The organism is Pseudomonas sp. NBRC 111143 (assembly GCF_001320965.1).
Lineage (GTDB): Bacteria > Pseudomonadota > Gammaproteobacteria > Pseudomonadales > Pseudomonadaceae > Aquipseudomonas > Aquipseudomonas machongensis.
Genome location: NZ_BCBT01000105.1, coordinates 1 through 2667, shown reverse-complemented (window position 1 = coordinate 2667; position 2667 = coordinate 1). Strand labels below are relative to the sequence as shown.

Here is a 2667-nt window from a genome sequence, read left to right as displayed (position 1 = left end):
GTAAGGGATCCATGAACACCACATTCAAAGCCGACAGTTGATCCCTGAAGCTGTGCTCCCGATTTCTCTCTGGAGCCAGCACGTCATGATGCGACCCGACACCAAAGTCGAAAAGGTATACCTTTACCCCAAACCGGTGGACTTCCGAAAATCCATCGACGGTCTGGCCGCCCTGGTCGAACTAGATATCAAGGTGGCCGTGTTCGACCCTGTGCTGTTCGTTTTTCTTAATCGGCCTCGTAATCGAGTGAAAATCCTTTATTGGGAGCGCAACGGCTTCTGCCTTTGGCTCAAGCGCCTCGAATCCGAACGTTTTAAAACATCTCCCGATATCACCGACGACGCCATCGTGCTGACGGTTCAGGAGCTGAACTGGCTACTCGACGGCTTTGATCTGTGGCGCAACCGTCCACATCAGGTTTTGACCCCGCGATTCGTGGCTTGATTGGGTATAATCCGCGGCATGATTTCCATGCCCGACACCCTTCCCGATGACCCGGCTGTGCTCAAGCAATTAATTGCTCAGATGCAGTCCAAGGTCGTTCATCTTGAAGAGCAGAATGCGCTGCTGCGCCAGCGCTTGTTTGGTCGCAAGTCAGAACAAACGACTGATCCGGCAACACCGCAATTAGTATTGTTCAACGAAGCCGAAAGCGTCGCTGAACCTGTTGCCGAAGACGTTGATGAAGAAGCCGTCGCGCCGACTAAGCGCCGTGGCAAACGCAAGCCGCTGCCTGCGGATTTGCCACGCATCGAAGTTATCCACGAACTCCCCGAGCACGAACTGACCTGCACCTGTGGCTGCCGCAAACACACCATCGGTGAAGAAGTCAGCGAGCAGCTCGAAATCGTGCCGATGCAGATCCGCGTGATCAAACACATTCGCAAGGTTTACGGTTGCCGCGGTTGTGAAACCGCCCCGGTCACCGCCGACAAGCCGGCGCAGCTGATCGAAAAGAGTATGGCCAGCCCCAGTGTTTTAGCGATGCTGCTGACCACCAAATACGTTGATGGCCTGCCACTGCACCGCTTCGAAAAAGTGCTGAGCCGTCATGGTATCGACATCTCGCGTCAAACCCTGGCCCGCTGGGTGATCCAGTGCGGCGAACATCTGCAACCGCTGCTCAATCTGATGCGTGATCGGCTACTGGAAAGTCGCGTGATCCACTGCGACGAAACCCGCGTGCAGGTGCTGAAAGAACCGGATCGAGAGGCGACCAGCCAATCCTGGATGTGGGTGCAAACCGGCGGCCCACCCGGCAAACCAGTGATCCTGTTCGACTACTCGACCAGCCGTGCGCAGGAAGTGCCTTCGCGTCTGCTGGAAAGTTATTGCGGCTATTTGATGACCGACGATTACGCCGGTTACAACGCCGTGGCCGTACAACCAGGTATCGAGCGTATGGGCTGCTGGGCGCATGCTCGACGCAAGTTTGTTGAAGCGCAGAAAGTGCAACCGAAAGGCAAGACTGGGCGGGCCGATATCGCGCTGAACTTGATCAACAAGTTGTACGGAATCGAGCGTGACCTGAAAGACGCCAGCGACGAGCAGCGCCACCAAGGTCGTCAGCAAGACAGCCTGCCGATCCTTGCGCAACTGCACGGCTGGCTGGAGAAAACCCAGCCGCAAGTGACCGCGCAAAACGCACTGGGCAAAGCCGTCGGTTATCTGGCCAGCAACTGGAACAAACTCAAACGTTATGTCGAGGCGGGTCACCTGCCGATCGACAACAATCCGGCAGAAAGAGCGATAAGGCCTTTTGTCATTGGGCGCAAGGCCTGGCTGTTTAGCGACACGCCCAAGGGCGCCGTTGCCAGCGCTCAAATCTATAGCCTAGTCGAGACCGCCAAAGCCAACAGTCAGGAGCCCTATGCGTGGCTGCGCCACGTGCTGGAGCGACTGCCGCATGCGCAGTCGGTGGCGGACTATGAAGCGCTGCTGCCGTGGAACTGCTCGCGAGAGTTACCACGTCAAGCCTGAACCTATCCCAGGGTGGGTCATGCCGAGGCTCTCTTGGGATGTCCTTTGTTGTACCGCCAAATACGCCAAACACGTAATAGACTCGGGACATTTTTTGGGGCTGCCTCCCCTGGAAACTAGAAAGTCCTGAGCCCGATACAAAAAAAGTCCTACCCCCGGTACAGGACCAAAGGGGCTCAAATGAGGACAGAAAGAACAGAATCCTGCATTTCCGTGGCATTAAATGGCAATTCTGTGGCACAGAAATGGTGCTAAATAGTCCGATTCCATTCAGTCGGTATAAGAATGCCAAGGCCAGGCCATTTCAGTGGCACAGAATCGCCAGGTAATGGCTATTCAATGGTGCAAAATTTGGGTTCCGCGCCTAGCAGCCTCTGGCCCCTGGTGAGTTACGGGTAGAAAACCTTGGCATGGAGGATCGACTGACAGTAATGCTGCGCAGGTTTCATCCTCAGTTGGGGAAGGTTATCGACGAAAAGCACGGGTCAAATACCGCGAGATTGATGTCCGACTTGACCAGAGCAGGTAGGCCGTCGATGGATTTTCAGAAGTCGACGGTTTGGGCTAGAGATTTTTGAATTTTGCATCGAGGTCGCATCATGGCGGATGGGCGCCAGCAAGAAATCGGGAGCACAGCATCCGGGATTAGCTAAACGATTTGAATGTTGGGTTAATGGAGCAGTTAC

General features: G+C 55.2%; 2 protein-coding genes. Both read left to right on the top strand.

Translation table 11 applies throughout. The annotated features are described in order from the left end of the window. Nucleotides 1-85: 85 nt before the first annotated feature. Nucleotides 86-445 (top strand): IS66 family insertion sequence element accessory protein TnpB, encoded by a 360-nt coding sequence (tnpB, locus tag APH44_RS28715; RefSeq protein ID WP_024086151.1) that lies wholly within the window; start codon nt 86-88, stop codon nt 443-445. Nucleotides 446-463: 18 nt separating this feature from the next. Further along, nucleotides 464-1981, top strand: coding sequence for an IS66 family transposase (locus APH44_RS28710; RefSeq protein WP_024086152.1), 1518 nt, complete (start codon nt 464-466; stop codon nt 1979-1981). Nucleotides 1982-2667 lie beyond the last annotated feature (686 nt).

What these genes read in the sequence shown, in the direction of transcription:
- APH44_RS28710 (WP_024086152.1), top strand. Translation starts at nt 464, where the DNA reads ATGATTTCCATGCCCGACACCCTTCCCGATGACCCGGCTGTGCTCAAG.
- tnpB (WP_024086151.1), top strand. Translation starts at nt 86, where the DNA reads ATGATGCGACCCGACACCAAAGTCGAAAAGGTATACCTTTACCCCAAA.